Source organism: Micromonospora inyonensis (assembly GCF_900091415.1).
Lineage (GTDB): Bacteria > Actinomycetota > Actinomycetes > Mycobacteriales > Micromonosporaceae > Micromonospora > Micromonospora inyonensis.
Genome location: NZ_FMHU01000001.1, coordinates 1873165 through 1899537, shown reverse-complemented (window position 1 = coordinate 1899537; position 26373 = coordinate 1873165). Strand labels below are relative to the sequence as shown.

Sequence of the window (26373 nt, the reverse complement as noted above, 5' to 3'; positions counted from 1 at the left end):
TCCCGGAGCCGACACGATACGGAGGCGACGAATGCCGCGATCGACTCCACGTCCGGCCGCCGCCGCGCTGGTCGCCATCCTGGCGGCCGCGCTCCCGGCCGCACCGGGCTCGGCCGCACCGGGCTGCACCGCCCCGCTCGCGCCGACCCGACCGGTCGCCGAGGCACCTTGGCCACAGTTACGGTACGCCCCCGACCGGCTGACCCCGTTGGCGACCGGTGCGGGAACCGTCGTCGCGGTGATCGACTCGGGGGTGGACCGCCGGCACCCGCAGCTCGCCGGCCGGGTGCTCGACGGTACGGACTACCTCGACCCGGGCGACGACGGCGGGCGGGACTGCGCCGGGCACGGGACCGGGGTGGCGAGCGTCATCGCCGCCGCGCCACGGGCGGGGGTCGCCTTCCGCGGGTTGGCCCCGGGGGCCCGCATCCTGCCGGTACGCGTCAGCGAGCAGCAGGTCGTCGACGGCCGCGAGTCGGGGCGCACGGTCAGCGCGGCGGTCTTCGCCCGGGCGATCCGGTGGGCCGTCGACCGGGGCGCGGACGTGCTCAACCTCTCCGTCGTGCTGTACGCCGACGACCCGGCCGTCCGCGCTGCCGTCGCGTACGCGGTGGAACGGGACGTGGTGGTCGTGGCCGCCGCCGGCAACCTGCACGCCGAGGGCGACCCTCGCCCGTACCCGGCTGCCTACGACGGTGTGATCGGGGTCGGCGCGATCTCCGCGAACGGGCTCCGGGCCGACTTCTCGCAGGTCGGTGGCCATGTCGATGTGGTCGCCCCGGGCAGCGACGTGCTGATGGCCGCGCCCGGCCGGGGCCACCGGCGCGCGGAGGGGACCAGCTACGCCACACCGTTCGTGGCGGCGACCGCCGCCCTCCTGCGCGACTACCGGCCGGAGCTGACCGCCGCCCAGATCGCGCAGCGGATCGTGGCCACCGCCGACCCCGCTCCCGGGCGGGGGGCCGGGTACGGCGCGGGGGTGCTCAACCCGTACCGGGCGGTCACCGGGACCGGGGCCGGGACGACCGGCACGTCCCGCCGGGCCGACGCGCTCCCCGCCGAGCGGGTGGACCCGGCGCGGCTGGCGCGGGACGCCCGGCGGGCCGACACCCGCGAGCGGGCCCTGCTGGTCGCCGCCGTGACCGCCGCCCTAGCCGTCACCGCCCTGCTGCTCGCGGTGGTCGTGCCGCGCGGTTCCCGCCGTGGCTGGCGGCCGGGCTGACCCGGACCGCGTCACCGGCGGGCGCGGTCCCGGCCGGGGCACCCCGCCGGGACCGCCCGGTCCTACTGGAAGAGGTTGACGTTGCGCTTCTCCGTGTTGAGGTAGTCGGCGGCGGAGTCGTCCACGGCGACCTTGATGTCCCGCAGCATCGCCTGGAGATCCTGCGAGGCGGAACGCCACCGGGTCTGACGCACCGAGTACGCCTCCCGCGCCTCGCCGGTCCAGCTCGCCACGAGCGGGGCGGCGTCCCGCTCCAACTGGCCGAGCTGCGAGTCGAGCGTGTTCAGCGCCCGCTGGATGTCCGCGCCCGCCTGCTGGAGCGCGGCGAAGTTGACGACCAGCACACCGTTGTCCATCAGTTCTTCCCCTCAGTCGCGGATCGGTCAGAGCGGCAGCTGGATGCCACGGTTGGTGCCGGCCACCCGGCTGGCCGCCTCGGCGTCCGACGTGTCGTACTGCGTACCGGCGGTACGGATGGCCTGGGCGGTCTCCCGCAGGGCCCGCTGCAACGCCGCCTGGTCCTGCGACCACTGCTGCCGGACCTGCTCGAACGACCGGCCCCCGGCCCCGCGCCAGGCCTGCTGCAACACCTCCAGCTCGGCCATGAGCTGGGTCAGCATGGTCTGCAACGACTGGTCGACCTGCTCGAACTTCGCGGCGGTCTGCTGCATCACCGCGGCTTCTGCCTGGGTCTGGGACACCCGGACGTCACCTCGTCTCGTGTGGTCGTGGCTGCCCGCCGACGCCCGGTGCGGACGCGTCGGCCGCCCGCCGTGGTGACGGGCCATGGTGGATCGGGCCAGCGGAACTCGTCGCTGACGGTAGCGGGTGTCATCTGCTACTGCTACCCCGCCCCGGTCGCCTGTGGACAGTGCGCTGTCTCCACCCGGTCGTCCGAACCCCTACCATGGGCCGCTGTACCACGTAATCGTGACGGCGGAGGAGGCGCACGGTGACGGTGGCGACGACCCGCCGGCCGACCCCGGCAGCCGGCGTTCCGGCCCCGACCGGGCCGGCGGACCGGAGCGGGACGCCCACCACGCCGGGCACCGGATCCGCGTCCCGGCCACCGCGGCCGGCCCGGTGGACCGTACGCCGGTCCCGCCCCGCACGCGGGGTCCGGGCCGGACAGGTCGTCGCCGCCCAGGTGGCGCTCGCCCTGGTCGGCGCCGCCCTCGGCCGGGGTGTCCCGGCCACCGCCGGTGCGGTGCTGGTCGCGGTGCTGCTGCTGGCGGTCGCCTGGCTGCGGATCCGACGACGGTGGCTCTTCGAATGGCTGGGCACCGCCACCGGTCACCTGACCCGACGCCGGGTCCTGCCGCCGGCCACCGCCCCGCCCGCACTGCTCGCCCTGGTCGCGCCGGACGCCTCGGTCCACGGTGCCGAACTGGCCGGCGACCCCGCTGCGGTGGTAAGTGATCCCGAAGGGCTGACCGCCCTGCTCGAACTGACCGACCCGGGCGGCATGCTCGGTGACGGCGAGCGGAACCTGCCCGATCCGGCGGCGCTGCTCCCCCCGGCCGGCCCGGACACGCCGCCGCTGCGGATCCAGCTGCTGCTCGCCGGCACGCCCGCCCCCGGCCCGGGGGCGGGGGGCAGCCAGGTGGCGGCCTCCTACCGCCAGCTCACCGAGGGGCGGGTGCCCGGCTATGAGCGGGCGGTGCTGGCCGTGCGGGCGTTGCGGGTGGACGGCTGGTCCGACGAGGAGCTGCGCCGGGCCCTCTCCGGTGCGGTACGCAAGGTGGTCCGCCGTCTCTCGCCGGTCACCGCCCGCCCGCTGGGCCCGGAGGCCGCGCTGCGCGTACTCGGTGAACTGGCCCACCACGACGGCGGCCAGCCGGGCCGGGAGAGCTGGCAGGTGCTCCGCCTGGGCGGCCTGTTCCAGTCCACCCACCGGCTGCGGCGCTGGCCCGACCTGCGCACCGAGGGCGGTCGGCAGCTGGTGCCACGGCTGCTGGGACTGCCCGCCTCGGCAATCACCGTCTCGCTCTGCGCCGGTCCGCGCGGCGGCGGTCAGACGGCGCTGCCGGTCGAGCTGTCGGTACGCGTGGCCGCCGACACCCCCGGTGACCTCTCCGTCGCCGAGCAGGCGCTGCGTCGACTGGTGGACGGCCTGGGCGGGGAGGTACGCCGGCTCGACGGGGACCAGCTCCCCGGGTTGACCGCCACGCTGCCGCTCGCCCGCGCCGGGGTCGGGGGGCCGACCGCCACCGGGCCCCTCGACGGGGTGGTACTGCCGCTCGGTACCGCCGGTCTGGTGATCGGCGCGAACCGGCACGGTGGCCCGGTCACCCTGCGGGTGTTCCGCCCCGAGGCCACCCGGATCGTCCTGGCCGGCGGGGTACGCGCCGCCCAACTGGTCGCTCTGCGGGCGATGGCGCTCGGGGCCCGGGTCGTGGTGCAGACCGCGCGCCCCCGGGCCTGGGAACCGTTCGTCCGGGGGGTGGGCGTGCCGGGCGGCGCGGTCGCGATGCTCCCGCCCGGACGGCCGCCGGGCGGGGTGCCCGGCTCGCCGCTGCACCCGCTGCTGGTGGTGGTGGACGCCGGCCCGGTGACCGCCGACGCCGCGCCCGGTCCGGGCTGGCAGACCACCCTCGTCGTACGGGACGAGCTGACCCCGGCCGACGGTGACGCCCTCGCCCGGGCCGACCTGGCGGTGCTGCAACCGCTGAATCCGGCCGAGGCCGCCGTGGCCGGCACCGCGCTCGGGCTGGGCGGCTCCGCAGAGTGGCTGACCCGGATCCGGGAGGACATGGTGGCGGTGGTGAACCGGCGGGCGCTGCGCTGGGCGCTGATCGCTCCGACCCCGATCGAGGCGCAGCTGATCGGCCCGCCCAGTCGCCGCTGACCGGTCCACCCAGTGACCGCTGACCGGCCCGCCCAGTCGCCGCCGGCCCGTACCGCACGGGTTCCGTCGGTTGGCCGGGCGTGGCACCATCGCCGCCATGACGTCTCTGCTGATCCGGTTGGGAAGCACGGTGGTGGCTCTCTGGCTGGCCACCCTCCTGATTCCCGGGATCGCCCTCAACTCCGACTCGACCACCGAGACGGTCACCACGCTGGTCCTCGTCTCGGTGATCTTCGGCGTGGTCAACGCCGTGCTCCAGCCGATCATCAAGACCGTGGGCTGCGGCTTCTACCTGCTGACGCTCGGTCTCATCGCGCTGGTCGTCAACGGACTGCTCTTCCTGCTCACCAGCTGGATCGCCGGCCAGGCCGGGCTGCCGTTCGAGGTGGCGAACTTCTGGCCGGCGGCGGTGCTCGGCGCGCTCCTGGTCAGCGTGGTCACCTGGCTCCTCGGCGCCCTCCTCGACCGGGAGTGAGCCCGCCGCCCCGGGTGGCGCGAGCCGCATCCCGGGAAGTGGCTGTTCCACCCCCTGGTCGTCGGGGTTAGCCTCGCCACGTGCTGAACCTGACCCGCGCCGACGGCTACCAACTCTCCACCGACCCGGCCCGCCTCGACCTGGACCGCGTACACCACTGGCTCTCCACCGACGCGTACTGGGCGCTGGGGCGGGACCGGGAGACGGTGGTCCGCGCGTTCGCCAACTCGCTGCCGTTCGGGGTGTACCGGCCGGGCGACGGCGTCCAGGTGGCGGTGGCCCGGGTGGTCACCGACCGGGCCACCTTCGCCTGGCTCGCCGACGTCTACGTCGACCCGGCGGAGCGGGGCAGCGGGCTGGGCACCTGGCTGGCCGGCGCGGTCCGCGACCACGTCAGCGGGTTCGGCGTGCGCCGGCTGGTGCTGGCCACGAACGACGCGCACGGGGTGTACGCGAAGGTCGGGTTCGGGCCGCTGGACCGCCCGGACCGCTGGATGCAGCTCGCCCGGCGCGCCGGGTCGTGACGCCCCTGCGGCTGGGCTACCTGTACGCCCTCGGGGCGTACCTGGTGTGGGGCTTCTTCCCGCTCTACCTGCGCCTGCTGCGCCCGGCCGGACCGGTCGAGGTGCTCGCCCACCGGATCGTCTGGTCGGCGGTCGTTGTCGCGTTGCTGCTGGCCGCGCTGCGCCGGATCGCCGTCCTGCGGGACCTGCTGCGCCGCCCCCGCACCCTTGCCGGGGTCGCGCTCGCCGCCTCGCTGATCGCGGTGAACTGGGGCGTCTACACCTACGGGGTCGACACCGACCAGGTGGTGGAGACCGCGCTCGGGTACTTCGTCAACCCGCTGGTGTCGGTGCTGCTCGGGGTGACCGTGCTGCGGGAGCGGATGCGGCCCGCGCAGTGGGTGGCGGTGGGCGTCGGCGGGCTGGCGGTCGCCGTGCTCACCGTCGACTACGGCCGCCCGCCGTACCTGGCGCTGATCCTCGCGCTCAGCTTCGGCGGGTACGGCCTGGTCAAGAAGCGACTCGGGCTGCCCGCCGCCGAGGGCCTGTTCGTGGAGTCGGCGGTGCTGCTGCTGCCCGCCGTCGGCTACCTGGCCTGGCTCTGGTCCGCCGGTGGGCTCACCTTCGGCCGGATCTCGGCCGGCCACACCGCCCTGCTGGTGCTGACCGGCGCGGCGACCGCCGTCCCGCTGCTCTGCTTCGCCGGGGCGGCCAACCGGCTGCCGCTGACCGCGCTCGGCATGATGCAGTACCTCACGCCGACCCTCCAGCTCGCCTGCGGCGTGCTGATCCTGCACGAGCCGATGCCGCCGGCCCGGCTGGCCGGCTTCGGGCTGGTCTGGGCGGCCCTGGTGGTGTTCACCGTGGATGCTCTCCGGCACGCCCGCCGACGCCGCGCTACGGCGGCACCGGACGGTCCCGCCGTCGGTCCGGCCGACGTGGACGCGACCGGCGGCTCGCGCGACGTGTCCCCGCCCCGCCCGGCTCAGCGGACGTCGTAGCCGAGCACGGGGGTGCCGTCGGCGCGCAGCAGTTCCAGCCGGACCAGTTCCGCGTCGGTGAACCGGGTCGCCCCGGTGAACCGGACCTCGTCGCCAGGGGCGGCCACCCAGGACCCGACCTGCTCCGACGCCCCGCCCGGCCCGTACGCCACCAGCCGGAAGACGTACGCCTTGACGTAGTCGGGACGCGGGTCGTACCCGCAGCGCATGGTGATCTCGGTGCCCCACTCGGTGTCGGTCAGCCCGATCTCGGCGCGCACCGGGGCAGCCCCGGCGACCGGCCGCATCGCCACCATCCGGACCCGGTCGTCGGGCTGCCCGGCGGGGCGCAACGCGGCCACGCCGAAGCCCACGACCAGCGTGAACACGGCAGCGGTCAGCACGGTCACGGCATACCGCCAGCGGTTCCGCCGTCGCTCGCGGCGACGCTGCTCGTCGGCGGCGGCGAGCAGCGCCGGCACCCGGGGTTGTTCCGGCGTCGGCACCAGGTGCTCCACCTCGGCCGCGTCGAGGCGGCCGAGCAGGCCGGGCAGGGCGGCCACCTCGGCCACCGCCGTCCGGCAGTCCGCGCAGCCGGCCAGGTGCCGTTCGTACGCGGCCCGCTCGGCGGGAGCGAGGGCACCGAGCACGTACGGGCCGTCGTCGTACGCGAACTCGCAGCCCCTCACTTCGTCACCCCCATCTCGGCCAGCACCAACCGTAGTGACCGCAACGCGTAGTGGGTGCGGGACTTGACCGTCCCGGGCGGCACACCGAGCCGGGCCGCCGCCTCGGCCACCGAACGCCCCTGGTAGAAGCACTCGACCAGCACCTCCCGGTGGGTCGGGCTGAGCCGGGAGAGCGCCTCGGCGATCGTCCACGCCTCCACCGCCCGCTCGGCCTCGTCGACCGTCGGCGGTGGTTCGGGCAGCGCGTGGGTGACCACCTCACCCACCCGGGTCGACCGCCGCCGCCACGCGTCGATGGCCAGGTTGCGGGCGGTGGTGAAGAGCCAGGCCCGCACCGAACCACGTTCCGGGTCCAGGGACGCGGGACTGCGCCAGGCCCGGAGCAGGGTCTCCTGCACCAGGTCCTCGGCCCGTTGCCGGTCGCCGTCGACCAGGCGCAGGGCGTACGCGTGGAGCGCGTCGGCGTGCTCGTCGTGCAGGGCGCGGAGCAGGTGGGCGTCGTGGTCGCTGATGGCGGTCTCCTCGCAGTCGCCGCAGCGGGGCGTACGCCGCAACATACGCGCCACCGGCCGGACCGGTTCACTGAGCTGGAGGTGTTCATGTCCGGTTCACGCCGAGGCCGACGTCCGCTCAACCAGCCCTCCTAGCGTCCGGCAGGACACGCGCCCAGAGTCGTCCTGCGCGCGCACCCACCCTCCAGGAGGCTCCTCCCCATGAGCGACCGACGCCGGCTGCTTCCCCTGCTGGGCGCGAAACGCCACGGCAACCGCGACTCGATGACCTGTCTGTACCGGTGCGGCAACGCCTGCGACCACCCGGTCCCCAACACCTCCGACAACCCGTACCTCGGCGACATGGTCAACGCCGAGGTGTCCCGGCGCGGGGTCGTCCGGGCCGGCGCGGTCGGCGCGCTCGTCCTCGGGGTCGGCGGCACGCTCGTCCGAGCCGGCGTGGCCTCCGCCGCCCCGGCCGGTGCCGCCGCTCCCGCACTACCCGAGGTGGAGAACTTCGCCGCCCGCCAGCGGACCGGCAACGGCGCGCTGACCTTCCGGGCCGTCCCGCCGAACAAGCTGGACACCTTCGTCGTGCCGAACGGCTACGACCACGCGGTGGTGATCCGCTGGGGCGACGAGGTCGTGCCGGGCGCGCCCGAGCTGGACGTGCACCACCAGACCGGGGCCAGCCAGTCGAAGCAGTTCGGCTACAACAACGACTTCGTCGGGGTGCTCCCGCTGGACCGGCGCGGCCGGCGCGCGCTGCTCGTGGTCAACCACGAGTACACCAACGAGGACCTGATGTTCCCCGGCTTCACCAGCCAGGACGCGCTCACCGTGGAGCAGGTGCGGGCCGCGATGGCCGCACACGGCCTGTCGGTCGTCGAGATCGAGCGGGTCGGCGACACCGGCCGGTGGCAGCCGGTGGCCCGGGGTGCCCGCCCGTACAACCGGCGGATCACCGCGCTGGCGACGAAGTTCGACGTGACCGGCCCGGCCGCCGGCTCGGCGTGGCTGAGGACCGCCGCCGACCCGTCGGGGCGGACCGTCGTCGGCACGCTGAACAACTGCGCCGGCGGGATCACCCCGTGGGGCACCGTGCTCTCCGGCGAGGAGAACTTCAACCAGTACTTCGTCGGCGGGGACGCCGTGTCGGAGGAACTCAGGCCGAAGCTGGCCCGGTACGGCATCGACACCGCCAAGCGGTACCCGTCCGGCAGCCGGAAGTGGGAACGCGCCGACGAGCGGTTCGACCTGGCCAGGCACCCGAACGAGGCGAACCGGCACGGCTGGATCGTCGAGGTCGACCCGTTCGACCCGGACGGTCGGCCGCGCAAGCACACCGCGCTCGGCCGGTTCAAGCACGAGGGCGCGAACGTGATCGTCGCCAAGGACGGCCACGTGGTGGCGTACATGGGCGACGACGAGCGGTTCGACTACCTGTACAAGTTCGTCGCGGACAAGAAGTACCTGAAGGGCAACTCCTGGCACGCCCGCCGGCACAACCTGACGCTGCTCGAGTCGGGCACGCTCTACGTCGCGAAGCTGGAGTACACCAGCGCCGACGAGGTCGACGGCTCCGGCAAGCTCCCCACCGACGGCGCGTTCGACGGCCGGGGCCGGTGGATCAAGCTGGTCAGCGGCAACCGCTCGTACGTCGACGGGATGACCGCCGCCGACGTGCTGACCTTCACCCGGCTCGCCGGTGACCGGGTCGGGGCCACCAAGATGGACCGCCCGGAGGACGTCGAGCCGAGCCTCGCCACCGGCAAGGTGTACGTCGCGCTGACCAACAACTCCAACCGGGGCGTCGGCAGCAACCCGAAGGCGGACGAGGCCAACCCGCGTACCGCCAACAAGCACGGGCACGTCCTGGAACTGGTGGAGGACCGGGGAGACAACACGGCCGAGACGTTCGCCTGGTCGCTGCCGATCGTCTGCGGCGACCCGACCGACCCGTCGACCTACTTCGCCGGGTACGACAAGACGAAGGTCTCGCCGATCTCCTGCCCGGACAACGTCGCCTTCGACAGCGTCGGCAACCTCTGGATCTCCACCGACGGCAACGCGCTGGGCAGCAACGACGGTCTCTTCGCCACGCCGGTCGAGGGCCCGGAGCGGGGTCACCTGAAGCAGTTCCTCACCGTGCCCCTCGGCGCGGAGGCCTGTGGCCCGTTCATCACCACCGACGACCGCTCGGTCTTCGTCGCCGTCCAGCACCCCGGTGAGATCAGCGGTGCCTCGATCGAGAACCCGGCGTCGAACTGGCCGGACGGCGACTTCGCCAAGCCGGGCGTGGTCGTGACCTGGCGCCTCGACGGCGGCCACATCGGCGCCTGAGGTGGAAGCAGGGGTCCCTTGTTACACAAAAAGCGGTAACAGGGGACCCCTGCTACCAAGCAGCCGAGGGCGGGGCGGACCGGCGGCGGAGGGCAGGGTGGGGCGGGCCGAGGGCTCAGTGTTCGGCGGTGAGGCCCTCGGCGACGGTCCGGGCAACGGTGAGCAGCTTGGCGCGGACCACCCGGGCGGAGGTCATCAGCTCACCGGCCGGCATGGCACAGGCGAGCACCACCCGACGCTCGATGTCCTTGTCCGGCGCGACGAGGACCGCCGCGCAGGCCACCCCCTGCCGGAACTGGCCCAGTTCCATCTGCATGCCGCGCCGGTCACCGGCGGTCAGGTCGGCCTCGAACGCCTCGACCGTGGTCAGCGTGGCGGCGGTGAACGGACGCATGCCGTACTCCCGCAGGTAGCGGAAGCGTTGCTCGGCGGTGAGGGTGGCCAGCATGGCCTTGCCGAGCGCCGTGGCGTGGGCGGCCTCGTCGAACCCGGGCATCAGATCCTCCAGGTACGGCGAGCGCGCCCCCTCGGCCACCGCCGTGACCGCCACCTGGCCGCCCACGAACCGGCCGAGGAAGTGGCTGTAGCCGCTGTCCAGGGCCGCCCGGCGCAGCGTCTCACCGACCACGCTGGGGCCGCGGAAGGCGGTCACCAGTTCCCGGTACCGGTCAGCGATCTCCAGCCCGACGATGTACGTGCCGTCCTCCCGCCTGATCACGTATCCCTCGTAGGCGAGGGTCCGGACGAGATGGTAGGTGGTGGCCACCGTCAACTCGCAGCGCCGGGCGATCTGCTTGACGGTCAGGCCCTTTGGGGCGCGACCGACCGCCTCGAGCACTCGTAGCGCGCGGGACACGCTCCGGATGAGATCGGAAGGTTCCGCCAAGGGGTCGCGCACAACCACCTCCGCCGCCGGGGATCTACACCATATGAAAAACAGGCCTCGTAGGAAATGCCTGCCCGATCGAGGATGCCAGATATCCATCGACTGTGTGTGCACCGACAGACACCGTGGGTTGATCGACTGTGATCCGCCCGGCGAATTCATCGGGAGTTGACCCCCGCTGGGTAGGTTGGCCGCACCATGACCGACACCGTCCCCGCCGCTGCCGTCCACCCGGCCCCGGCCCGACCGGTACGCGTCGGCGTCGGCGCGGTCACCACCACCGTCGCCTGCGTGCTGCCTGTCTTCCTGGTCGGCGGCCTGGCCGTGCAGATGGGCTCCGAGCTGGGCTTCTCCGCCACCGGGCTGGGCATGGCCGTCGCCGTCTACTTCGGGGTGAGCGCGCTCGCCTCGGTCCCCTCGGGGGCGCTGGTCGAGCGGTACGGCCCCGCCCGGATCGCCCGGGCCGGCATCCTGCTCGCCGCCGGGTCGCTGCTTGCCGTGGCCACGGCCGCGCGATCGTACCCGGTTCTGGTGGCTCTGCTGGCGGTGAGCGCCGCCGCGAACGCGCTCGGCCAGCTCGCCAGCAACGCCGCCCTGGCCCGGCACGTGCCCACCCGCCGGCAGGGGCTGTCGTTCGGCGTGAAACAGGCCGCCGTACCGGTCGCCACCCTGCTGGCCGGTGCCGCCGTACCGGCGGTCGCGTTGACCGTCGGCTGGCGCTGGGCGTTCGTCGTCGCGGCGGGCGCGGCCGTGGCCGCGTTGTTCGCCGTACCGGGTGGGGAGGCCGGCCCGGTACGGCGTGACGGCACCGGCCGGTGGAGCCGGGCCCCGGCGCCGCTGGTGCTGGTCGGGGTGGCCGCGACGCTCGCCGCCGCCGCCGCGAACGCGCTCGGCACCTTCCTCGTCGACTCCGCCGCCGCCCGTGGACTGGATCCGGGGCTGGCCGGTCTGACGCTGACCCTGGGCAGCGCGGTCTGCGTCCTGGCCCGGGTGTCGGCCGGTTGGCTCGCCGACCGGCGCACCGGCAGTCACGTGGCGGTCATCGCCGGGATGCTGGGCGTGGGCGCGGTGGGGCTGGCGCTGCTCGCCGTGGCCGGCACGGTCCCGCTGGTGGCCGGCGTGGTGCTCGGCTTCGGTCTGGGTTGGGCGTGGCCCGGGGTGATGACCTTCGCCGTGGTCCGGCTCTACCCGCCGGCCCCGGCCGCCGCCACCTCGATCACCCAGACCGGCGTGTACGCCGGCGGCTGCCTCGGCCCGCTGGTGCTCGGCCTGCTGGCCGACCGGTTCGGCTACCACGTCATGTGGGCCACCGGCGCGGTGGCGATGCTGCTGGCCGCCGCCCTCATGCTCACCGCCACCCGTACGCTCCCCCGCCCGTCGACCAGCGAGCCCCCAGGCCCGTCGACCACGACGGTGGCGGGGCGATCGGTGACCGGGAACGCCGCCGCGGCGGGTGGGTCAGCTGGTGCGGTCGGCCACGAAGTCGCAGAGGGACTCGAGGGCCCGGCGGGCAGGACCGTCGGGGAGCGGTGAGAGCTGCTCCCGGGCCTCCTCGGCGTAGCTGCGCACCGTCTCCCTGGCCCGCTTCAGAGCCGGACTCTCCCGCAGGAGGCCGAGCGCCTCGGCGTGCAGGTCGTCGTCGGTGAGGGGGCCGGTGGCCAGGATCTCCCGCAGCCGCACCGACGCGGCGTCGGCGTCGTCCGAGGCCAGCGCGTAGAGCACCGGCAGGGTGGGGACACCCTCGCGCAGGTCCGTACCCGGGGTCTTGCCCGACTGCACCGACTCCGACGAGATGTCGAGCAGGTCGTCGGAGAGCTGGAAGGCCAGGCCGATGGTCTCGCCGTACCCGGCGAGCGCCTCGACGTGGGCCGCCGGGGCACCGCCGAACATGCCGCCGAACCGGGCCGAGGTCGCGATCAGTGACCCGGTCTTCTCCGCGATCACCTGAAGGTAGTGCTGCACCGGATCGTCCCCGGGGCGCGGGCCCACCGTCTCGGCGATCTGGCCGTGCACTAGGCGGGCGAACGTGCGCGCCTGGAGGCGGACGGCCTCGACGCCCAGGTCGGCCGCGATGTCCGCGGCGCGGGCGAAGAGGTAGTCGCCGACCAGGATGGCGATCGAGTTGGTCCACCGGGAGTTGGCGCTGGGCGCGCCCCGGCGCACCGCGGCCTCGTCCATCACGTCGTCGTGGTAGAGCGTGGCCAGGTGGGTGAGTTCCATCACCACCGCCGCCGGGACCACCTGCGGGCCGGTCGGGTCGCCGAACTGCGCACCGAGCGCCACCAGCAGCGGCCGGAACCGCTTGCCGCCGGCCTCCACCAGGTGCCGGGCGGCCTCGGTGACGAGCGGGTTGGCACTTGCCACGCTCGACCTCAGCTCGGCCTCGACCGTCTCCAGCAGTCCGAGGACGGACGCCTCGACCCTGGCGTCCGCGAGGTAGAGACCGAGCGAGTCGAATTGCCCCGTTCCCGGCCGGCTCCGACGACCGCCGGAGCCGGGGGCACCTGTTCGCTGGCCAGCCGCTGTCTCCACGCCCTCAACCATGCCACACCCGCTCGACCAGGTCCGGTCGGGGCGGTCCCGGCGGCACCCGGCCGACCATCGGCGCGACCGTCCCGGCCGCCACCTCGGAGACCCGCCGGGGCTGCCGACCGGTCAGAACCGGCCGGACGGGACTCAGGGGCGGGAAGGGGCGTACGAAACGGCCGGCCGGTCCCGGCCACTGCCGTGGCGTCCGGTGGACCGGAGGCGACGACGGTGGCCGGGACCGGCCGGCCGGACGGATCATCGAAGGAACTGGGCGGCACCGTCTGCCAGGTCGAGCAGCGGAGCCGGGGCCACCCCGAGGAGCACGGTGGCGGCCACACCGATCATCAGGGCGGCGGCGGTCAGCCCACCGGGCACGGTGACCGTCGGGGTGGAGTCACCCGGCTCGGAGAGCCACATCATCACCACGACCCGCAGGTACGGGAAGGCGAGCACCATGCTGGTCAGCACACCGGCGATCACCAGCCACGCCTGCCCGCCGTCCAGGGCCGGACCGAAGACCGCGACCTTGCTCATGAAGCCGCTGGTCAGCGGGATACCGGCGAATGCCAGCAGGATGAGGGTGAAAAGGGCGGCGTAGAACGGCGACCGTCGCCCCAGGCCCGCCCAGCGGGACAGGTGGGTGGCCTCACCGTCGGCGTCGCGCACCAGGGTCACCACGGCGAACGCGGCGAGCACCGAGAAGCCGTACGCGACCAGGTAGAACATCGTGCCGGAGAGACCGTCCCGACCCGGGGCGAGCACCCCGACCAGCAGGTAGCCGGCGTTCGCGATGGACGAGTACGCCAGCAGCCGCTTGATGTCGGTCTGGGTGACCGCCAGCACCGCGCCGATCAGCATGGTGAGCACCGCCACCGCGCCGAGCACCGGGGTGAAGTCCCAGGCGGCCCCGCCGAAGGCGACGTGGAAGATCCGCAGCAGCGCGCCGAAGGCGGCGACCTTGGTGCAGGCGGCCATGAAGCCGGTGATCGGGGTCGGCGCGCCCTGGTACACGTCCGGGGTCCAGACGTGGAAGGGGGCCGCCGCGGCCTTGAACAGCAGGCCGATGGAGAGCAGGGCGATACCGGCGAAGAGCAGCACCCGACTGGAGGTCGACTCGCCCACCGCCGCAGCCACCGTGTCCAGGTCGACCCCGGCGTCCCGGCCCGGCGTGCCGGAGGTGAAGCCGTAGATCAGCGCCACACCGAACAGGAAGAACGCCGAGGCGTACGCGCCGAGCATGAAGTACTTCAGGGCGGCTTCCTGGCTCAGCAGCCGGCGCCGGCGGGCCAGCGCGCAGAGCAGGTAGAGCGGCAGCGAGAAGACCTCGAGGGCGATGAACATGGTCAGCAGGTCGTTCGCCGCCACGAAGATCAGCATGCCGGCGATGGCGAAGGTGGTCAGCGGGAAGACCTCGGTCGCCCCGTTCTGCCCGTCCGCCTGCCGCCGGTCCTCGGTCGACTCGGCCCGGACCGCGGCCTGGGCCACGAACGCCCCGCCCCGCTCGACGGTCCGCTCGCCGATCAGCAGCAGCGCCACCGCGGCGAGGAGCAGGATGCCGCCCTGGAGGAACAGGGTCGGCCCGTCCACCGCGATCGCCCCGCCGGCGGTGATGCCGCGCCGGTCGTCGGCGAGGACCACCGCCACGAAGGCGGCCACCACGGCCGCCAGGGCGAGCAGGAGCTGGACCGGGTGGCGACCCCGGCGCGGCACGAACGCCTCGACCAGGACGCCGAGCAGGGCCGCGCCCAGCATGATCAGAATCGGCAGGAGCGCCCGATAGTCGATCGAGGGCAACTCGAGTTCGGTCACTTTGCGGCCTCCTGGACGCTGCCGACCGTCGGGGCGGGGTCGGTCTTGCCGACGTCCTGCATGGTCGCCTGGACGGCGGGGTTGATGACATCGGTGAGCGGCTTGGGATAGAAGCCGAGCAGCACGATCAGCGCGATCAGCGGGGCGACCACGACCTTCTCGCGCAGGTTCAGGTCACGCCGCATGCCCTCGACCTCGGTCAGCGCCGGGTTCAGCGTGCCCTGCGTGGTGCGCTGCACCATCCAGAGCACGTACGCGGCGGCCAGGATGATGCCGAGCGTGGCGATCACCGCGACCGGCTTGTTCACCGTGAAGGTGCCGACCAGCACCAGGAACTCGGAGATGAACGGCGCGGTGCCGGGCAGTGCCAGCGAGGCGAGACCGGCGAAGAAGAGCACCCCGGCCAGGACCGGGACCAGCTTGCCCGCACCGCCGAAGTCGCTGATCAGGGCAGAGCCACGACGGGCGATCAGCATACCCACCACCAGGAAGAGCAGGCCGGTGGCGAGCCCGTGGTTGACCATGTAGAGCACCGCGCCGGTGCCGGCCTGGGTGGTGAAGGCGAAGATGCCGACCCCGATGAAGCCGAAGTGGGCGATCGACGTGTACGACACCAGCCGCTTCAGGTCGTTCTGCCCGACCGCCAGCAGCGCGGCGTAGACGATGCCGATCAGGCCCAGCGCCAGCGCCCACGGCGCGAACCACTTCGACGCCTCCGGGAACATCGGCAGGCAGTACCGCAGGATGCCGAAGGTGCCGACCTTGTCCATGACGCCGACCAGCAGCGCGGCGGAACCGGCCGGAGCGGCGCCACCGGCGTCCGGGAGCCAGGTGTGGAACGGGAAGAACGGCGCCTTGATCGCGAAGGCGACGAAGAAGCCGAGGAAGAGCCAGCGCTCGGTGCCGGCGGAGATGTCCGCCTGCACCAGCGCCTGCCAGTCGAAGGTCTTCCCGCCGACGACCCAGAGGCCGATCACCGCGGCCAGCATGAACAGGCCGCCGACCAGCGAGTAGAGGAAGAACTTCACCGCGGCGTACTGGCGCTGGTGGCCGCCGTAGCTGCCGATGAGGAAGTACATCGGCACCAGCATGACTTCGAAGAACACGTAGAACAGGAAGACGTCGGCGGCGGCGAAGACGCCGATCATCGTGCTCTCGAGCACCAGCAGCAGGGCGAAGTAGGCCGGCACCGACCGCTTCGAGGCGTCCGCGTCGTGCCAGGAGGCCAGGATCACCAGCGGCACCAGCACCGCGATCAGCATCAGCATCACCAGGGCGATGCCGTCGGCGGCGAAGGTGAACCGGGCGTCCCACTGCGGGATCCAGGTGTAGGACTCGCGGAACTGGAACCGCTCGCCACCGGCCTTGAACGCCACCCACATGCCGACGGTCAGCGCCAGCACCGCCAGGGACCAGACGAAGGCCACCTGCTTGGCGAACTCCGGTCGGCTACGCGGCAGGAAGGCCACGATCAGGGCGCCGACCAGCGGCGCCACGGTCAGCACCGAGAGGAAGGGGAAGTCGGACATTATGCGGCCTTACCTCCGTCGTGACTGCGCGGTCCGCCGGCGGCGGCGACCGCCGGGAAGAGGTCGATCACGCCAACCACCCCGCCTGTACGGCCAGGAACGCCGCCACCACCAGCAGCGCGCCGGTCAGGATCGACGTCGCGTACGACCGGACGAAGCCGGTCTGGAGCCGCCGGAGCCGGCCGGAACCCCCGCCGACCGCTGCGGCGAGACCGTTGACCAGCCCGTCGACGCCACGGTTGTCGAGGTAGACGAGCGCCCGGGTGAGGAAGATGCCCGGCTTCTCGAAGACCGCCTCGTTGAACGCGTCGGTGTAGAGGTTGCGCCGGGCGGCGGTGACCAGCACCCCGGCCGGCTGTGGCGCGGTGGCGGTGCCGTTGCGGAACAGCATCCAGGCCAACCCGGCACCGAGCACCGTGACCAGGAGCGAGAGCACCGTGATGACGGTGTGCGACAGGACCGCCTCGTGGTGCCCTTCCTCGCCGCCCAGGCCGGCGGTGGCGGTCAGCCAGTCCGGCACGGAGGTGGAGAGGAGGAAACCGGCACCGACCGAGCCGGCGGCCAAGAGGATCAGCGGGATGGTCATCAGGGCCGGCGACTCGTGCGGGTGCTCGATGTCCTCGGTCCACCGCTTCGGGCTGTGGAAGGTGAGCACGAAGAGCCGGGTCATGTAGAAGGCGGTCAGCCCCGCGCCGAGCAGCGCCGCGCCACCGAACAGCCAGGCCGTCCAGTCGTCCCGCTCGAACGCGGCCACGATGATCGGCTCCTTGGAGAAGAAGCCGGAGAACGGGAACATGCCGATGATGGCGAGCCAGCCCATCATGAAGGTGATCCAGGTGATCTTCATGTACTTCGACAGCCCGCCGAAGCGGCGGATGTCCACCTGGTCGCGCATGCCGTGCATGACCGAGCCGGCCCCGAGGAACATGTTGGCCTTGAAGAAGCCGTGCGCCAGCAGGTGCACGATGGCCAGCGCGTACGCCGCGCCGCCGAGCCCCACGCCGAGGAACATGTAGCCGATCTGGCTCACCGTCGACCAGGCCAGCACCCGCTTGATGTCGTCCTTGGCCGCGCCGATGACGCAGCCGATCAGCAGGGTGAGCGCACCGACGCTGACCACCACGAGCTGGAGGGTCTCGTTGGCCGAGTAGATCGGGTTGGAGCGGGCGATCAGGTAGACGCCCGCGGTGACCATGGTGGCCGCGTGGATGAGCGCGGACACCGGGGTCGGGCCCTCCATCGCGTCCGGGAGCCACGCCTGGAGCGGGAACTGGCCGGACTTGCCGGTCGCGCCGAGCAGCAGCAGCAGGCCGAGGAGCAGGACGGTCCCGCCGGCGAGGCCGCCCACCCCGTTGAACACCTCGTCGTACTGGGTGGTGCCGAGGGTGGCGAACATGATGAAGATGCCGATGGCCAGGCCGGCGTCGCCGACCCGGTTCATCAGGAACGCCTTCTTGCCGGCGGTGGCCGCGCTCGGCCGGTCGTACCAGAAGGAGATCAGCAGGTACGACGCCAGACCGACGCCCTCCCAGCCGAAGTAGAGCATCACGTAGTTGTTGCCGAGCACCAGCAGGAGCATGGCGGCGACGAACAGGTTGAAGTACGCGAAGAACCGCCGCCGACCCGCGTCGTGCGACATGTACTCCACCGCGTACAGGTGGATCAGGAAGCCCACGCCGGTGATCAGCAGGACGAAGACCGCGGCCAGCGGGTCGAAGAGCAGGCCGAAGTCCACCCGGAAATCCCCGACGGCGATGAAGTCCCAGAGGCTTCGCTCGACCGACTTGTTCTCCAGGCCACGCAGCTGGAAGAAGTAGGTGAGGCCGAGGACGAACGCGGCACCGATGGCGGCCACGCCGAGCCAGTGCCCCCAGCGGTCGGCCCGCCGGCCCAGCAGCAGCAGGATCGCCGCGCTGACCAGGGGGATGGCCACCAGCAGCCAGACGCTGCCGAGCAAACCCGTGGCCTCTGCGTAACGCACAGTTTCTTCCACTGCGTCGGCCCCTCTAGTACTTGAGCAGGTTGGCGTCGTCGACGCTCGCCGAGCGTCGAGTCCGGAAGATCGACATGATGATCGCGAGTCCGACCACGACCTCGGCGGCGGCCACCACCATCACGAAGAAGGCCATGATCTGCCCGTTCAGGTCACCGTTGATCCGGGCGAAGGTGACCAGGGTCAGGTTGGCCGCGTTGAGCATCAGCTCGATGCACATGAACAGCACGATCGCGTTGCGTCGGATGAGCACCCCGACCGCGCCGATGGTGAAGAGCACCGCGGCCAGGATCAGGTAGTAGTCCGGAGTCATCCCTGAGCCTGCCTTTCGTTCGCGACTGCGGGGCTCCGCTCCGCTGCACTCCTCGCGCTCACCGGTCGGTTCCCTTCAGCGTCGTCTCCTCCGCGCTCAGCTCCCGGACCGGCATGATCTCGGGGATGCTGCGCTCGGTCAGCCGGCCGTCGGGCAGGCGGGCCGGAGTGGCCACCGACGAGGAGGTGGCGAACACACCCGGGCCCGGCTTCGGGCCGGGGTAGTTGCCGGGGGCGAAGCGGGCCGTCATGGTCGCTATCTGGTCCATCTTGTCCTCCCGGCGCCGCTCGACGTGCGCCAGCACCATCGCCCCGACCGCAGCGGTGATCAGCAGCGCCGAGGTCAGCTCGAAGGCGAAGACGTACTTGGTGAAGAGCAGCCGGGCGATGCCCTGCACGTTCCCCTCGGCGTTGGCCTCGTCGAGGCCGACCGGCGTGGTGCCGTCGAGCGCGCGGGCCAGACCGCCGGCGACCAGGCCGGCGAAGCCGAGACCGAGCAGGATCGCCGCGACGCGCTGGCCGCGCAGCGTCTCGATCAGCGAGTCCGACGAGTCCCGGCCGACCAGCATCAGCACGAACAGGAACAGCATCATGATCGCGCCGGTGTAGACGATGATCTGCACCATGCCGATGAACGGGCCCGCCTGGAGCACGTAGAACACACCCAGGCAGAGCATCGTCAGCACCAGCCAGAGCGCCGAGTGCACCGCGTTGCGTGCCCAGAGCATGCCGATCGCGCCGAGCAGGGCCAGCGGGGCGAGGATCCAGAAGGTGATCTCCTCACCGCCGGACACCTCGCCCGCCGCGGCCAGCACCGTAGACGTGGTCATGCCCTGTCTCCCTTGCTGCCCTTGGCCGCCTCGGCCCGCTGGGCCGCCTGCTCGGCGCCGGGGAACGTCACGCCCGGGGTCTCGTCGAGCGCGTACCGGCCGGGCCCCATCGGGGAGCGCTCGGCTCCGGCCGAGGTGCCCGGGTTCTCCAGCGCGCCGACGTAGTAGTCCTTCTCGCTGTCGCCCAGTCGCATCGGGTGCGGCGGCTGCTCCATCCCCTCGAGCAGCGGCGCGAGCAGCTGCTCCTTGGTGAAGATCAGGTCCTGCCGGTTGTCCCGGGCCAGCTCGTACTCGTTGCTCATGGTCAGCGAACGGGTCGGGCAGGCCTCGATGCAGAGCCCGCAGAAGATGCAGCGGGCATAGTTGATCTGGTAGATGCTGGCGTACCGCTCACCCGGCGAGAAGCGCTGCTCGTCGGTGTTGTCGCCACCCTCGACGTAGATCGCGTCCGCCGGGCAGGCCCAGGCGCACAGCTCGCAGCCGATGCACTTTTCCAGCCCGTCCGGATGCCGGTTGAGGATGTGCCGCCCGTGGTAGCGCGGCGCCGGGGTCGGCGGCTTGAACGGGTAGTCGGTCGTGACGACCTTCCTGAACATGTGCGAGAAGGTGACGCCGAAGCCCTTGAACGTTCCGGTGATCCCGCCCACGTCACACCTCCTTCGAGTCCGGGCCGGCGCCGATGTTGGCCGGCTCCCGCTCGGCCACCACCCGCTTGGTGCGCGGGCTCGGTGGCACCTGCAGGTCCATGGGGGGCACCGGGAAACTGCCGTGCGGCCGGCTGTCGACCTGCTCCTGCAGACTGGGCTTGCGCACCGGCTTGCGACTCGGCCAGAGCAGCACGGCCAGGAGCAGCACTCCGGCCAGCACACCGACGCCGGTCAGCCGGCCCCGGGTGTCCCAGTCCTCGATCGAACGCAGCCAGGCCAGCACCAGGATCCAGACCAGGTTGATCGGGAGCAGGACCTTCCAGCCCAGCCGCATGAACTGGTCGTACCGGAGCCGGGGCAGGGTGCCCCGCAGCCAGACGAAGACGAAGACCAGCATGACGACCTTGGCGAAGAACCAGAGCATCGGCCACCAGCCGGAGTTCGCCCCCGCCCAGAAGGTGGTGATCGGCGCGGGCGCCCGCCAGCCGCCGAGGAACAGCGTCACGGTGAAGGCCGACATGGTCACCATCGCGACGTACTCGGAGAGCATGAAGAGCGCGAACTTCAGTGAGCTGTACTCGGTCATGAAGCCCGCGACCAGCTCCGACTCCGCCTCCGGCAGGTCGAACGGTGCCCGGTTGGTCTCACCGACGGTGGCGATGAAGAAGATGATGAAGCTCGGCATGAGCAGGATCGCGTACCAGCCCGGGGCGGAGAACTCCTGCCCGAAGACGTTCAGCTGGGTGCCGTTGGCCTGGGCGGCGACGATCCCGCTGGTGGACATCGTGCCGGCGGTCATGAAGACGGCGACGATGCTCAGTCCGAGCGCGACCTCGTACGAGATCATCTGGGCACTGGAGCGGAGACCACCGAGCAGCGGGTACGTGGACCCGGAGGCCCAGCCACCGAGCACGATGCCGTAGACCGCCATCGAGGAGCAGGCCAGCACCACCAGCACCGCCACCGACACGTCGGTGACCTGGAGCGGCGTCCGGTGGCCGAAGATGCTCACCATCGGGCCGAACGGGATCACCGACAGCGCGGTGACCGCGCAGATCACCGAGACGGCCGGGGCGAAGAAGTAGACGACCTTGTCCGCCGCCTTCGGGAGGATGTCCTCCTTGAAGGCCATCTTGAGACCGTCGGCGAGGGTCTGGAGCAGACCGAACGGCCCGATCTGGTTCGGGCCCGGCCGGACCTGCATGTAACCCACCACGCGGCGCTCGAACCAGACGCCGAGCAGGGTGGCGAGCAGGCCGAAGGCGAAGGCGAAGACGATCTTGATCAGGACCAGCCACCACGGGTCCCTGCCGAAGTCGGCCAGCGTCGGGTCCTGCGCGAGGTAGACCGCGTTCACTGGGATACACCCCCGGTGTTGAGGAGCGGACCCGGGCGGTCGGCGGCGTCCAGGGCCACGCGTTCCGGCGAGGTGGACGGCCCCGCCGCAGCGGAGACGCGTACCACCGCGCCGGACGTCGCGCCGAGGCTGCGCCGGACGGTCGAACCGGGTGAATTGGTTGGCAGCCAGACGACGCCCTCCGGCATCTCGGTGATGGCCGCCGGCAGGGTCAGTGCCCCCCGGTCGGTCCCCACCGTCACCGCGTCACCGTCGGCGACGCCGAGCGCCTCGGCGGTGCCCTTGCCCAGCCGCACCACCGGCGTCCGGGCGGTGCCGCCCAGGTGCTCGTCACCGTCGATGAGGCTGCCCAGGTCGACGAGCTGGTGCCAGGTGGCGAGAACCGCCTCGCCCGCGCCCGGCTGGGGTGCCGGCTGTGGCTCCACGGACGGCGCCGACGGCCGGTCGGTCCGGGTGGCCGGCAGGGAACCCAGCTCGCGGCGGACGCTCAGCACGTCACCGGTGCCGAGTCGGACCCCGAGCCGGTCGGCGATCGCGTCGAGCACCCGGCCGTCGGACATCGCCGGGGTCTGGAGCACCGCGTCGAACGGCCGCAGCCGCCCCTCCCAGTCCAGGAAGCTGCCGGCCTTCTCGACCACCGGGGCCACCGGGAGGACCACGTCGGCCCGGCGGGCCACCGCGCTCATCCGCAGCTCCAGGCTGACCAGGAACGGCACCTCGTCGAGGGCCTGCTCGGCCAGTCGCGGGTCGGCCAGGTCGGCCGGGTCGACCCCAGCCACCACCAGCGCGCCCAGCGTGCCGGCCGCCGCGGCGGCGATGATGCCGTCGGTGTCCCGACCGGCCTGGCTCGGGATCACCCCGGCCGCGATGTCCCACGCCTCGCCCAGCTCGGCGCGGGCCGCCGGCTCGGTGACCAGGCGCCCGCCGGGCAGCAGGTTCGGCAGGCAGCCGGTGTCCACCGCGCCCCGGTCACCCGCGCGCCGCGGCACCCAGGCCAGCTTCGCACCGGTACGCCGGGCCACGTCGGCAGCGGCGGAGAGGCCACCGGGGACGGTGGCCAGCCGCTCGCCGACGAGCAGGATCGCGCCCTCGGCGCTCAGCGCCTCGGTGACCGTGGCGTGGTCGGCCAGCAGCGGCGCCTCCTCGCCCGGCACCACCCGGGCGAGCTTCGCGCCGAGCTTCTCCAGACCCCGGGTGGCGAACGGCGCCAGCGCGTAGATTTTGAGCTTCTTCTTCAGGTACGCCTTGCGCAGTCGCAGGAAGAGGATCGGGCACTCCTCCTCCGGCTCCAGGCCGGCCAGCACCACCGCCGAGGCGTTCTCGACGTCGGCGTAGGTGACCTCGGTGATCCCGGCGACGTTGCTGGCCAGGAACTCGGTCTCCTCGCGGGAGACCGGGCGGGCACGGAAGTCGATGTCGTTGGTGTTCAGGGCGACCCGGGCGAACTTGGCGTACGCGTAGGCGTCCTCGACGGTCAGCCGGCCACCGGTGAGCACCGCGGTGCCCTGCCCACCGTCGCGGGCGGCGGCCAGCCCCTCGGCGGCCACGGTGAGCGCCTCGCTCCAGGACGCCTCGCGCAGCTCACCGGTCTTGGCGTCCCGCACGAGCGGGGTGGTGATCCGGTCGAAGGCGCGGGCGTACTGGAAGCCCCAACGGCCCTTGTCGCAGTTCCACTCCTCGTTGACCTGCGGGTCGTCACCGGCCAGCCGGCGCAGCACCTTGCCCCGTCGCCAGTCGGTGCGCTGGGAGCACCCGGCCGAGCAGTGCTCGCAGACACTCGGGGTGGAGACCAGGTCGAACGGGCGGGCCCGGAAGCGGTACTGGGCCCCGGTGAGCGCGCCGACCGGGCAGATCTGCACGGTGTTGCCGGAGAAGTACGAGTTGAACGGCACGTCGCCGTCGTCCTCGCCGTCGGCGGCACCGTACGCCTCGTCCCGGTAGATGTTGATCTCCTCGGCGGAGGAGCGGCCCATCAGGTCGATGAACTTGTCCCCGGCGATCTCCTCGGAGAAGCGGGTGCACCGCTGGCAGAGGACGCACCGCTCGCGGTCCAGCAGGACCTGGGTGGAGATGTTCAGCGGCTTCTCGTACTCCCGCTTGTGCTCGTGGAAGCGGGAGTCGGCGCGGCCGGTGGACATCGCCTGGTTCTGCAACGGGCACTCGCCGCCCTTGTCGCACATCGGGCAGTCGAGGGGGTGGTTGAGGAGCAGCAGCTCCATCACCCCCTCCTGCGCCTTCTTCGCGACCGGGGAGGTGAGCTGGGTGCGGACCACCATGCCCTCGGCCACCGTCTGGGTGCAGGAGGCGACCGGCTTGCGCTGCCCCTCCACGTCGACGAGGCACTGCCGGCACGCGCCGGCCGGGGCCAGCAGCGGGTGATCGCAGAACCGGGGGATCGCGATGCCCATCTGCTCGGCGACCCGGATCAGCAGCGCCCCCTTCGGGGCGGTGACCTGGACGCCGTCGATGGTGAGGGTGACGGTCTCGGTCTGCTTCGCTACGTCGGTCATCAGTGCGCTCCCACCAGCTGCTTGGCCGACAGCCTCGGCGCGGTACGTCCCTCGATGTAGTCGAGGTAGTCCTGCTTGAAGTACCTAAGGGACGAGGTCACCGAGCTGGTCGCACCGTCGCCCAGACCACAGAACGAGCGGCCGAGGATGTTGTCACAGGTGTCGAGCAGGGTGTCCAGGTCCTCGTGGGTGCCCTGGCCGGCGAGGATCCGCCGGTAGACCCGGACCATCCAGTAGTTGCCCTCGCGGCACGGGGTGCACTTGCCGCACGACTCGTGGTGGTAGAACTCCAGCCACCGGTAGACCGCGTAAACCGGGCAGTCCTGGTCGGAGAAGATCTGCGTGGCGGTGGTGCCGAGGATCGAGCCGGCCGCCGCGACGCCCTCGAAGTCCAGCGGGACGTCGAGGTGCTCGGCGGTGAGCAGCGGCGTCGACGAGCCACCCGGCGTCCAGAACCGCAGGTTGTGGCCGGGCTGCATGCCGCCGGCCAGCTCCAGCAGCTCGCGCAGGGTGATGCCCATGGAGCACTCGTACTGGCCCGGGTTGGCGATCCGGCCGGAGAGCGAGTAGATCATCGGCCCGGAGGACTTCTCCGTGCCCATGGTCTTCCACCAGTCGGCCCCGCCCAGCACGATGTACGGCACGCTGGCGATGGTGCCGACGTTGTTGACCACCGTCGGGCTGGCGTAGAGGCCGTGCGTCGCCGGGAAGGGCGGACGCAGTCGGGGCTGGCCCCGGAAGCCCTCCAGCGAATCCAGCAGCGCGGTCTCCTCGCCGCAGATGTACGCGCCCGCGCCCGAGTGCACCACCAGGTCCAGGTCGAACCCGGAGCCGAGGATGTTCCGGCCGAGGTAGCCCCGGTCGTACGCCTCCCGCACCGCGTTGCGCAGCCGGCGGGCGGCGTGCACCGCCTCACCGCGGATGTAGATGTACGCGCGGCTGGCCCGGATCGCGTACGACGCGATGATCACGCCCTCGACCAGCGAGTGCGGGTCGTGCGTCATCAGCGGCAGGTCCTTGCAGGTGCCCGGCTCGCCCTCGTCGGCGTTGACCACGAGGTAGTGCGGCTTGCCGTCGCCCTGCGGGATGAAGCCCCACTTCAGGCCGGTCGGGAAGCCGGCGCCACCCCGACCGCGCAGCCCGGAGTCCTTGACCAGCTGGATCAGGTCGTCCGGGTGCGCCCTGAGCGCCTTGCGCAGGGCGGCGTAGCCGTCCAGCCGCTGGTAGGTGTCGATCCGCCAGGCGTCCGGCGAGAGCCAGCGCTTGGTGAGCACCGGGGTCAGCTTGGCCAGCGTCTCCGGCCGAGGCGTGGTCACTTGTTGGCCTCCGCTTCCTTGAGCGAGCGCTCCTGCGCAGCGGCGTTGTCACCGGCGGGCTTGCCGTCGCCCGCCGGTGCGTTGGCCGCCGCGCCCTCGGCCTCGGCGGCCCGCGCGCCGCGGGTGTCCGGCGAGGTGCCGTCGGCCGGCACCTTGGCGCCGGGCGCGTCCGCGACGGCGGTCTTCGCGTCCGGCTGCCGGGTCTCGGCGGCGCGCACCTCGGGCGACTTGGCGTCGGGGGCCTTCACGTCGGGCGCGGTGCTGCCGGTGGCCGCCTGCGGCGACGCCGGGGCCGGCTGGCCCGCCGGGGCCGGCTTCGCGGCCTCGGCCCGGGCCTTCGCCTCGGCGGCGACCCGGTCGGCCTCGGCCTTGCTGCGGATCGGGGTGTTCGGGTCGAAGCCCGGCACCGAGATGCCGTGCTGCTGCGCCAGGCGCAGCCCGCGCAGGGTCGGCTCGCCCGGCCCGCCGTCGGCGACCGCGCCCTCCCGCTCGTCGGCGAAGCCGGCGAGCTGGACCGCCATCTCCTTGAGGGTGCAGAGGCGGGCGCCCCGGGTCGGCATCGGCCGACCGCCGGAGCGCAGCTCCTCGACCACCCCGAGCGCCGCCTGCGGGTCCACGCCGTCGAAGAAGTCGTAGTTGACCGTCATCACCGGGCCGTAGTCGCAGGCCGCGAGGCACTCGGCGTGCTCCAGGGTGATCTTCCCGTCGGCGGTGGTCTCGTCGTGCCCCACGCCCAGGTGCTCGGCGAGGGTGTCGTAGACCTCCTGACCACCGAGCACGTTGCACATCGTGTTGGTGCAGACGCTGACCAGGTAGTCACCGGTCGGGCGGCGCTTGTACATGGTGTAGAAGGTGGCGACCGCGCCGACCTGGGCCTTGTTCAGGCCGAGCACCTCGGCACAGAACTCGACCCCGGCCGGGGAGACGTACCCCTCCTCGGACTGCACCAAATGCAGCAGCGGGAGCAGCGCGGAACGCGACCGGTCGGCCGGGTAACGGGCGATGATCTCCCGCGCCCGGGCCCGGGTCTCTTCGGTGAAAACGCTCATCGGTGCCGCCCTTCGTTCGCGACTGCGCAGTCCTCTGCCCGCGACTGCGGGGCTC

At 72.5% G+C, this 26373-nt stretch carries 23 protein-coding genes; 7 read left to right on the top strand and 16 right to left on the bottom strand.

The annotated features are described in order from the left end of the window. Positions 1-31 precede the first annotated feature (31 nt). Positions 32-1222 (top strand): type VII secretion-associated serine protease mycosin, encoded by a 1191-nt coding sequence (gene mycP / locus GA0074694_RS08740; protein ID WP_091455192.1) that lies wholly within the window; start codon positions 32-34, stop codon positions 1220-1222. Positions 1223-1284: 62 nt separating this feature from the next. On the opposite strand, the gene GA0074694_RS08735 is transcribed toward mycP, so the two are convergent. Then, a complete protein-coding gene (locus GA0074694_RS08735; RefSeq protein ID WP_091455188.1) occupies positions 1285-1578 on the bottom strand; it encodes a WXG100 family type VII secretion target in 294 nt (97 codons plus the stop codon). A gap of 27 nt (positions 1579-1605) precedes the next feature. After that, positions 1606-1923 (bottom strand): WXG100 family type VII secretion target, encoded by a 318-nt coding sequence (locus GA0074694_RS08730; RefSeq protein WP_091455184.1) that lies wholly within the window; start codon positions 1921-1923, stop codon positions 1606-1608. Positions 1924-2174: 251 nt separating this feature from the next. On the opposite strand from GA0074694_RS08730, the gene eccE reads away from it, so the two are divergent. The 4 genes from eccE to rarD all read left to right on the top strand — a co-directional run bounded on the left by eccE (position 2175) and on the right by rarD (position 6049). Next, positions 2175-4070 carry a type VII secretion protein EccE gene (gene eccE / locus GA0074694_RS33575; protein WP_281189792.1) on the top strand — a complete coding sequence of 632 codons (1896 nt, stop codon included), beginning with the start codon at positions 2175-2177 and terminating at the stop codon, positions 4068-4070. 97 nt (positions 4071-4167) lie between these two features. Then, the gene (locus GA0074694_RS08720; RefSeq protein ID WP_091458855.1) at positions 4168-4545 is read left to right on the top strand and encodes a phage holin family protein; all 378 of its coding nucleotides are present in this window, start codon (positions 4168-4170) and stop codon (positions 4543-4545) included. A gap of 80 nt (positions 4546-4625) precedes the next feature. Continuing rightward, positions 4626-5069 (top strand): GNAT family N-acetyltransferase, encoded by a 444-nt coding sequence (locus tag GA0074694_RS08715; protein WP_091455179.1) that lies wholly within the window; start codon positions 4626-4628, stop codon positions 5067-5069. Continuing rightward, a complete protein-coding gene (rarD, locus tag GA0074694_RS08710; protein WP_091455174.1) occupies positions 5066-6049 on the top strand; it encodes an EamA family transporter RarD in 984 nt (327 codons plus the stop codon). The genes GA0074694_RS08715 and rarD overlap by 4 nt, the downstream gene beginning before the upstream one ends. Here rarD and GA0074694_RS08705 read toward each other — a convergent pair. Further along, positions 6034-6717 (bottom strand): anti-sigma factor family protein, encoded by a 684-nt coding sequence (locus GA0074694_RS08705; RefSeq protein WP_091455170.1) that lies wholly within the window; start codon positions 6715-6717, stop codon positions 6034-6036. The genes rarD and GA0074694_RS08705 overlap by 16 nt on opposite strands. Continuing rightward, positions 6714-7208: a sigma-70 family RNA polymerase sigma factor gene (locus tag GA0074694_RS08700; protein WP_245714727.1), complete on the bottom strand. Its 495-nt coding sequence runs from the start codon at positions 7206-7208 to the stop codon at positions 6714-6716. Before GA0074694_RS08700 ends, GA0074694_RS08705 begins: the two co-directional genes overlap by 4 nt. Positions 7209-7430: 222 nt before the next feature. On the opposite strand from GA0074694_RS08700, the gene GA0074694_RS08695 reads away from it, so the two are divergent. Further along, the gene (locus GA0074694_RS08695) at positions 7431-9551 is read left to right on the top strand and encodes a PhoX family protein (protein WP_091455162.1); all 2121 of its coding nucleotides are present in this window, start codon (positions 7431-7433) and stop codon (positions 9549-9551) included. A 115-nt stretch (positions 9552-9666) separates the two neighbouring features. On the opposite strand, the gene GA0074694_RS08690 is transcribed toward GA0074694_RS08695, so the two are convergent. Then, positions 9667-10449 (bottom strand): IclR family transcriptional regulator, encoded by a 783-nt coding sequence (locus GA0074694_RS08690; RefSeq protein WP_091455159.1) that lies wholly within the window; start codon positions 10447-10449, stop codon positions 9667-9669. A gap of 186 nt (positions 10450-10635) precedes the next feature. On the opposite strand from GA0074694_RS08690, the gene GA0074694_RS08685 reads away from it, so the two are divergent. After that, complete coding sequence (locus GA0074694_RS08685) at positions 10636-11970, top strand: MFS transporter (RefSeq protein WP_091455156.1); 1335 nt, start codon at positions 10636-10638, stop codon at positions 11968-11970. Here GA0074694_RS08685 and GA0074694_RS08680 read toward each other — a convergent pair. The 11 genes from GA0074694_RS08680 to nuoE all read right to left on the bottom strand — a co-directional run bounded on the left by GA0074694_RS08680 (position 11896) and on the right by nuoE (position 26318). Beyond that, on the bottom strand, positions 11896-12981 hold the full coding sequence (locus tag GA0074694_RS08680; RefSeq protein ID WP_091455152.1) for a polyprenyl synthetase family protein: 1086 nt from the start codon (positions 12979-12981) through the stop codon (positions 11896-11898). The two genes, GA0074694_RS08685 and GA0074694_RS08680, sit on opposite strands and share 75 nt — an antisense overlap. 240 nt (positions 12982-13221) lie before the next feature. Continuing rightward, positions 13222-14775: an NADH-quinone oxidoreductase subunit NuoN gene (nuoN, locus tag GA0074694_RS08670; RefSeq protein WP_091455144.1), complete on the bottom strand. Its 1554-nt coding sequence runs from the start codon at positions 14773-14775 to the stop codon at positions 13222-13224. Beyond that, on the bottom strand, positions 14772-16304 hold the full coding sequence (locus tag GA0074694_RS08665; RefSeq protein ID WP_091455141.1) for an NADH-quinone oxidoreductase subunit M: 1533 nt from the start codon (positions 16302-16304) through the stop codon (positions 14772-14774). The genes nuoN and GA0074694_RS08665 overlap by 4 nt, the downstream gene beginning before the upstream one ends. 67 nt (positions 16305-16371) lie before the next feature. After that, positions 16372-18297 carry an NADH-quinone oxidoreductase subunit L gene (gene nuoL / locus GA0074694_RS08660; RefSeq protein ID WP_091455138.1) on the bottom strand — a complete coding sequence of 642 codons (1926 nt, stop codon included), beginning with the start codon at positions 18295-18297 and terminating at the stop codon, positions 16372-16374. A gap of 13 nt (positions 18298-18310) precedes the next feature. Next, a complete protein-coding gene (gene nuoK / locus GA0074694_RS08655) occupies positions 18311-18610 on the bottom strand; it encodes an NADH-quinone oxidoreductase subunit NuoK (RefSeq protein ID WP_088981076.1) in 300 nt (99 codons plus the stop codon). A 58-nt stretch (positions 18611-18668) separates the two neighbouring features. After that, positions 18669-19439 carry an NADH-quinone oxidoreductase subunit J gene (locus tag GA0074694_RS08650; protein WP_091455135.1) on the bottom strand — a complete coding sequence of 257 codons (771 nt, stop codon included), beginning with the start codon at positions 19437-19439 and terminating at the stop codon, positions 18669-18671. Next, on the bottom strand, positions 19436-20086 hold the full coding sequence (gene nuoI, locus GA0074694_RS08645; RefSeq protein WP_091455132.1) for an NADH-quinone oxidoreductase subunit NuoI: 651 nt from the start codon (positions 20084-20086) through the stop codon (positions 19436-19438). Before nuoI ends, GA0074694_RS08650 begins: the two co-directional genes overlap by 4 nt. A 1-nt stretch (position 20087) precedes the next feature. Next, the gene (nuoH, locus tag GA0074694_RS08640; protein WP_091455129.1) at positions 20088-21443 is read right to left on the bottom strand and encodes an NADH-quinone oxidoreductase subunit NuoH; all 1356 of its coding nucleotides are present in this window, start codon (positions 21441-21443) and stop codon (positions 20088-20090) included. Beyond that, positions 21440-23953, bottom strand: coding sequence for an NADH-quinone oxidoreductase subunit G (locus tag GA0074694_RS08635; protein ID WP_091455126.1), 2514 nt, complete (start codon positions 23951-23953; stop codon positions 21440-21442). Before GA0074694_RS08635 ends, nuoH begins: the two co-directional genes overlap by 4 nt. Continuing rightward, on the bottom strand, positions 23953-25269 hold the full coding sequence (gene nuoF, locus GA0074694_RS08630) for an NADH-quinone oxidoreductase subunit NuoF (protein WP_091455121.1): 1317 nt from the start codon (positions 25267-25269) through the stop codon (positions 23953-23955). Before nuoF ends, GA0074694_RS08635 begins: the two co-directional genes overlap by 1 nt. Then, positions 25266-26318, bottom strand: coding sequence for an NADH-quinone oxidoreductase subunit NuoE (gene nuoE, locus GA0074694_RS08625; RefSeq protein WP_091455117.1), 1053 nt, complete (start codon positions 26316-26318; stop codon positions 25266-25268). Before nuoE ends, nuoF begins: the two co-directional genes overlap by 4 nt. Positions 26319-26373 lie beyond the last annotated feature (55 nt).